The sequence below is a fragment of the Helicobacter sp. T3_23-1056 genome, assembly GCF_053654535.1.
In genome coordinates this window covers 1-7,134 of record NZ_JBSIUU010000046.1, presented here as the reverse complement: position 1 = coordinate 7,134, position 7,134 = coordinate 1, and the positions used below count along the sequence as shown (strand labels likewise).

General features: G+C 31.7%; 7 protein-coding genes. All 7 read right to left on the bottom strand.

Features of this window, described 5'->3' with window-relative positions:
* Positions 1-457, bottom strand: a 457-nt coding sequence (locus tag ACWIUO_RS13110) for a bacteriophage T4 gp5 trimerisation domain-containing protein (RefSeq protein WP_454178340.1), incomplete at its 3' end; no start/stop codon positions are given.
* A 31-nt stretch (positions 458-488) separates the two neighbouring features.
* Positions 489-1,139 carry a hypothetical protein gene (locus ACWIUO_RS13105; RefSeq protein ID WP_454178339.1) on the bottom strand — a complete coding sequence of 217 codons (651 nt, stop codon included), beginning with the start codon at positions 1,137-1,139 and terminating at the stop codon, positions 489-491.
* An 8-nt stretch (positions 1,140-1,147) separates the two neighbouring features.
* Positions 1,148-4,168, bottom strand: coding sequence for a M23 family metallopeptidase (locus tag ACWIUO_RS13100; RefSeq protein WP_454178338.1), 3,021 nt, complete (start codon positions 4,166-4,168; stop codon positions 1,148-1,150).
* Positions 4,169-4,185: 17 nt separating this feature from the next.
* On the bottom strand, positions 4,186-4,770 hold the full coding sequence (locus ACWIUO_RS13095; RefSeq protein ID WP_454178337.1) for a hypothetical protein: 585 nt from the start codon (positions 4,768-4,770) through the stop codon (positions 4,186-4,188).
* Positions 4,771-4,868: 98 nt separating this feature from the next.
* Positions 4,869-5,603, bottom strand: a complete 735-nt coding sequence (locus ACWIUO_RS13090) for a hypothetical protein (protein WP_454178336.1) — start codon at positions 5,601-5,603, stop codon at positions 4,869-4,871.
* Between the two features lie 41 nt (positions 5,604-5,644).
* Positions 5,645-6,289: a hypothetical protein gene (locus tag ACWIUO_RS13085; protein ID WP_454178335.1), complete on the bottom strand. Its 645-nt coding sequence runs from the start codon at positions 6,287-6,289 to the stop codon at positions 5,645-5,647.
* Between the two features lie 81 nt (positions 6,290-6,370).
* Entirely contained in the window at positions 6,371-7,072 is a 702-nt protein-coding gene (locus tag ACWIUO_RS13080; RefSeq protein WP_454178334.1) for a hypothetical protein, read from the bottom strand.
* Between the last annotated feature and the right edge of the window lie 62 nt (positions 7,073-7,134).

The window sequence follows — 7,134 nt, the reverse complement described above, 5'->3', positions numbered from 1 at the left end:
CGAATTCACTACTATTATGCTCTACTTTTAGTTTGTTGTTTGCTCCCACGCTTAGAGTATTGCTTGTGCCTACGATGGTGTTTTTTGATAAAGCTACATTTGTGTTATATTCTGCACCTACTTTGATTATCTTTGCTAGGGCTATGTCTTGGGTATGGGTTTTGGTGATAGATTCGTTGTAATGTCCTTTTATGGTGGATTCTTTGTTGTTTTTGATAGTTTGGCTAAAGTTATGCTCTATTAGTTCATCATAGTCTTTTTGAGCGTGGATTGAGATTAGCTCATTATCTTTTATATTTTCTAATGATATTTCATTTATGCCTTTTTCATTTAAGCCTAGTGTTTTAGAGCTAAATGTGGTTTTATGTGAATCTTTTGGTAAGTGTAGATTTGGGGTGTTGGTGTTATTATAAAGGCTACCACTAATGCAATCAATATGCAAAAATGTTTTGCTCATAAAATTTACTTAAAAAATATAGAATCTAGTCTTATTCATAACTTAGCTCAAACAAATACGCATCTTTGCCTATTTGCTTAAAATAGTATGCTTCAGATACTAAATTCATAAATACCCTATGACTATCTATCCAAAAAATACCATAATTCCAATTAGAGTCACTTACTTCTACCCTTGACATAATCTCTAAACCTCCATCATCATTATTCCACCTTTTCTTTTCTTCTTCTGTTAATAGTAAAGGTATCTCTGTGCCCAAATCAAAATCTGCAAAAGGAAAATAATCCTCTCTAGGCATTTTTGCAGGATAGATAAGTTTCATAAAAGATATAGACATTTCTTGTCTATATCTTTTTATAAACTCTAAATGTTTTAAGTGATAAATATCTTTGATGGTTTTATTATAATAAACAATTCCTGTGAGTCTAGCATCTCGTTTATAATCACACCAACCATAGTCTTCATAAGGCATTCCTCTATACATTTTTGTGTTTGTGTCTTTAATGGTTCTGCGTTTATCTGCCACACATTTTTCTGTCGCTTCAATGATCTCTTCAAGAATAGAATCTCTAATAAGTTTTTTTCTAAAATCTTTGTTTCTTATTCTATCATCAATGATATGGATTTTGCCGAGTAAATCAGTTTTTACATAATCATCTAAGGCTAGGGCATATATTGGCATATTTTTCCTTATTTTGTGGATTTACATTGTGTTTTATCTGCGTTGTTTTGTCTGCAAATTTTTTGTTGTTCATCTTTTTCTTCTTGGCTAAATTCACTAATTAGTTTTTTAAATTCTATATAAAAAGCTGGATTGACTAAATATGTAAGTTCTTTTGGCACTGTATACTCATTGCTCCTTATTTCAAAGTGTAAATGTGGCGCACTTGTGCCTTTTGCATTGCCCGTTACGCCACTTTTGCCTATTATTTGTCCTGCCAAAACTTTTGCTCCTTGTTTTATGTCTTTGTCAATTTGTGATAAATGTGCATAAAATAGATAATATTGCTTTGAATCTTCATCAAATTTATCATCTTGTTTCATTTCGCCTTCGTTCTTATATCTTAGTTGATAGTTTATAGCTTTTTTTCTAATCTTTAGAATCTCTAAACTTTGTCCTGTAACTTTTAGAGTGATATATTTGCCGTAAGTCGTAACTTGTTTTTTATCAACCTTTGCGACTTCGCAATCTAGAGGGGCATAAATATTTGTGCCTACTTTTGCAAAAAAGTCTAGGGCTTTGTGAACTTTTGATATCCTATTTTTTATTTTCCCAAACATACCGTTTGACATATCATTATTTTTACCACTAAAGCTATATATCGTTACTCTAGGATTCACGATAGGATTGTGCCAAGTGATAATCCTCCACTTTGGATTATTTATCACTAGCGTTGAATTTTGTCTATTTACATCTGTTTGCAGATAAGCAAACACAATGATTTGTTTAAGGCAATCCTCCCAGCCAAATTTTACTAAATCAATCTCTACGCTCTCACCTATGTATTTTTGAGTGCCTCCACTTGTGAAATGCGTAATATCGCTCATATTTACTGCATTATCAAAGTCAAATTCCTCATCTTTTTTTATTTCTTTGTAAGCCCAATAAGTCTGTGGCTTTTGTGCGTTAAATACTTCATTTGACATAGATTTGGGTTTGATATAATTTGCTGTGAGGATTACTTTATGCTTTTTTGTATCTATTTGTGGATTTTGTGATTTTGTTTGTAATTCTCTTGATAAATCAATATAATCTATCTCTATGCCTAATTCACTATAATCCACTACAAGTTTAATAATTATCGGTTTATCTTTATACTCTGCTGCGCTACTAATAAATTGCTCTTTTAATGTTTCAAGTCTCTTAAAAAAACTTGAATCTCCCTTTGCTAAATCTATCCCACCTGCATTGCCATATTTATCCCCTCCGTGCAAGTAAAAATCGCTTCTTTGTGTGGTAGATTCTGTTGTGTTGGTGCAGGATTCATCGGTATAGATTCTAGTATTTGTGCCAAACTTATTTTCTGTCCATATTGTCCATCTATCTCTTATATCACTAATATTAACATAATAGTTTCCTTCTACCATAGAGCCTTTATCTTTTTGAGTCTGCCAATGTTTATCCAAACAAAAATACATAATTTTATTAGAGTCTTCTACATTCACATAAGAGACAAACTGCGTATAACCTCTCTCGTTTATTAGATTTTGTTTTTGTGCTAGATTTAGCGCATTACCACTATAAGCCCTAAATGTTTCTACAATCTTATTGCCTCTCATTATAAAGATTTGTTTTCCATTAAAATAAAGCCATATTTTAGCTAAAAGATATAGGTTTATGGTGTTATTGCTTTTATAGTAACTATTTGTTACTCTTTGAATGTTGCTTTTTGATTTGTGGCAAAATCTATCATCGATTATTTCTAAATCAAATGTGTTAGAATTGCTAGGAATAGTAAAAGTTACTTTTCCATTCTTGCTTACTTGCTCTTGGATAGTGTCTTGTGGCTTTGTAGAATCTTTTATATGATTTGGGGTAAGTTTTATTTTTATATCATTTAATGGCGTAATGGCATCTTCTAAGTATAGTATTATGTGTAAGGGATTTGTGGGAGTTGTGTGGGTGGTCGGAGTGGGTTGAGATTTAGCTTGGCTTGTGGGTTTTGTGGGAGAAGCATTATTGCTTTGTTTAGATGAGTTGTTTTTATCTTGTTTTAAGTAGTTTTTAAAACTATGCAATGTTTTGTCTATATCATTGGCGTTAGAATCTTTACGCAATAAAACTTCTATTATGGATTGGTAGTCTTGTTTTGTTAGAGTGGGATTTTCTACTAGCTCATAGGCATTAGGATTGGAATCAAATTTTGTGAAAAATGCTTGCAGTTTGGATTCTGTGAAATCAATAAAAAAGCGTATATTGTCGGTTACCCAATCAACAGCAAATTTTCCAGCATTAGTGTTTAATAGTATCCCAGCTAGGACTGCTGAGATTGCAGCAGTAGCAATTAGTGCTGGTGCTGAAGTTAATCCTAACAAAGCTACAGTAGCACCAAGTATAAACTCCCCAATTATTAACTCTATTCCAACACTTACCACTGCTCTAGTCATATCCCCACCATTATTACCATAATTATAAGCAAGACTTATAGAAGCACTTTCTGTTTTAAAGGCTGCATTAACCCAAAATCGAATTTTAGCTCCACCTGCTTTTTCTATCGCTTTATCAATCCCATATTTTTTTGCCAACTCTGCCATAGAAGCAAAAATTCCACTTATTCCGCTCATTAACAAATCCGCTGTCTTGCCTTGATAAGCAAATATATCTTGTTTAGATTCTATTGTGAGCGTTGAAGTGCCATCGTCATTTATTGTTTCTTGTGCTTTGATTGCTGAATCTTGATAAGAAAAAGGATTTGCGTTGATATTTTTAGTATTATTGTCAAAGGATTTTTCATTAGTTTCATTGGGTATCGAATTTGTTGAAGTTGCAAAATAAGATTCCAAACTAGAGCAGTCAATGCAAAAATTTAGATTTTGCAAGGTGGCTATGCCTTTATTTTTATCATTGTAATCATAGATTTTATGATGATAGTTTTGGCTAGAATTTGGATTAGAATCTATGATTCCAGCTTTTATATCAATGCCATTATTTGCGCTATTAGGTAAGCCAAGTTTTAAGCCTATGGTTTGTAAATTATGTTCTTTTGGCATTGTGATTCCTTTATACATTATTTTATCGAATCATTATTAAGGTTATTTATGTTTTTATAGTGCAAAAATTGTTCTGTTTTTGTTTGAAACATTTCCATAAAATTATCCATATTTGCGTCAAATGTATTTGTATTAAATAGTGGCAAATGCACTACACACTTTATTTTCATATCGCTCCATTTAGGATTTTGCTTGTTTATATCAAAAAACATAATATTATAAAAATGAAAAAGAAATCCAAAATTGTGCGCAATTTTAATTCCATAATCCCCATAATTTAGCTTGATTGTTTTTGTGAATAGAAACTTATTTGTTATTATAATGAAGTAGTTATCATAAAGTGTGATTTTGCGTCTATTGCCAACTATAATTTCCCTTACGCAAAAATAAACACCAAATGCAAGCGCTAACATAAATGGAAAAATCAATATCGTCCCCCATTCTTGTTTGATTGCTTTAAAAATATCCAACTTAAATAAAACTTGAATAAAACTATATATCACAATGCAACCAAAACCCGCAGAAATAATAAGCGCGATTTTGCGTAATGTGCCTATTTTAAATTTTATTTCGATTAGTGGGTTAGAATCGATTGTTTGCATTTATATGTCCTCACGCTCTAAATATCTAAATGTTGATTTTAGCTCATTATTGCTTATTTTTATGCCTTGCGTTTGGTTCGTAAGTTGATTTCCCATTGCTAATCCTTTGTTTTTATCATAACTTTATGCGAATCCATCACTTTTTTATTGTATAGATTCATAAATTGCTCTATTGTGTTTTTGTCCTTGCCTACTTCAAATCGCACACCAGCATAATCACCATATCTAATATCTATCATTTTATTCTCTACTGCTTTTTGCAATTCACACTCACTTAATGGATATAAATTGCTATAAGGGATAAAAATTTCACCGCAAATCTGCCGAATAATGACACCATTTTCGCTAAGTGCGATAGATTTAGTCGCCATATATTTCGACACAGCCCACAACAAACACAAAAATATCGCAATACCAAAAGCAAACATTTTTAATAACACCCCAAACATTACAAACGCCAAAAATCCAAAAATAAGCATTCCTAGCATTAGAGCGACAAATCGCAAACGATTTATAAAAATCTCTGTGATAATGTTTTGTTTGGTGCGATTTCTAGCAAATGATGGGATAAAAAATACGCCAAAAATCGACAATATAGCGACCACCACAACAATCCACCATAAATGAATCAAAAAGATTTTGATGATTATGGGTAAGTTGTGGATAAATACCACTATTAGCTTTGGCTCTCTATCAAAATAAACCTGCAATATAAGAGAGCCAAATATCACGATGCCAGCACTAATTGCGATATATTTATCAAATACATTATGCGCGATATTTAGCCATTTGCGATTTTTGCCAAAATAGTGGTAAAGATAGTAGAGAAACATTATATTGCCTTAAATTGTTTGCCTAAACAAAGATATTATTTTCATCTTTTAGCAAAATCCTTAATAAACTCGTATAACTTTATCGTGTTTTCATCTCTATTTAGCACGACAGATATGAGTGCGCCTTTATACCAAATGTCTAAATAATACGATTCGCTTAAATGTACATAGAAATAGCGACTCATCGTTTCATCTAGCGAACAAATTATCCTAATATCCTCCCATTGATATGACATTTTTCCATATAAACGATGATATAAAATAAGAAAATTTTGGCTTATTTCTACTTTGTAATAATAATATGATTCTAAAAGTCTTAATAAATATAGCAAGATTCCAACCCCAAGCAATATATCAACCACACAAAAAAGCCCAGCAACAACTAAAAAACACACAAAATATAACACTTTACCAAATGTATCATTTTTGATATTGCAGGCATATATAGCCGTTTCGTTAGATATTGTTTTGGATAGATATTTGCGGATAATGGCAAAAATATTTATTGCAGTAATGTAAGCCCCCAATATTTTCAATAAATACGGCGGAAATTCCCAATGATATACGATACTAACGATAAGCACAAACGCACAAAACAAAACAAACGCTATTTTTACAAATCCGCTTATTAGAAGTCCTATATGATTGATTTTCACATAAGCTACCTTATGGCTATCTTTATTCATTCTTTGTATCCACCTTTTTATCTGTTGAATCTTTATCAAACACAGCTTCAAGTTCAATATTATATGCTTGTTCTTTATCACTCATTTTATACCTTTATATGTGTTAATATTTTGTTTATATATACTAAAATCTATATTAAAAACATTATAACTTGGCATATAAATTTTTTTTGGCTCTAATTTTGTAAAAATTGCGTAAAGATTTGATATATCTTTGATTAACATAGATTCTAATGCTTTTTGCGTTTGCTTGCTACAAATGCGCTTAAAATCATCATTATTCATAAACACTCCCATAGAACCCCTCACAACAGGAAACATAAAAGTTTTTGATGATTTTTGAAAGCTATGTATCTCTATCATCTCCCAATTTTGAAATCCACCACTTGTTTGAGATTCAATAACAAAATATCCATAAGGATAAAAAATATCGCCATTAAATCGCGTGTGTATCCATAAGCCTTTTGTAGTAAGATAGATTTTGCGCAAATTTATACAATAATACCCAAACAAGCACGCAATTCCCACAAAACAAATAAGAGGCACACCATACCATAAAGACTCAACACGCATAAAATGCCACATAGTCCAAATGGCTAATCCACCACCACACCAAAAAGCAATAAATAAAAATAAACCAACAGGGTGGTATTTTTTCTTGCCCTCCCAGAGAATCTCATCGCCGTTTTTGTCGTATCTTTTTGGATTTTGGTTTGCGCGTGAATCTGTTTCTAGATTCGCAATATTTGCGTCTTTATTTGTATATATTTGTTTCTCACTCACTCTTTATCTCTCCGCCTTTTACGACTAATCCATTAGAATCTATGATGACTTCCACACCACCA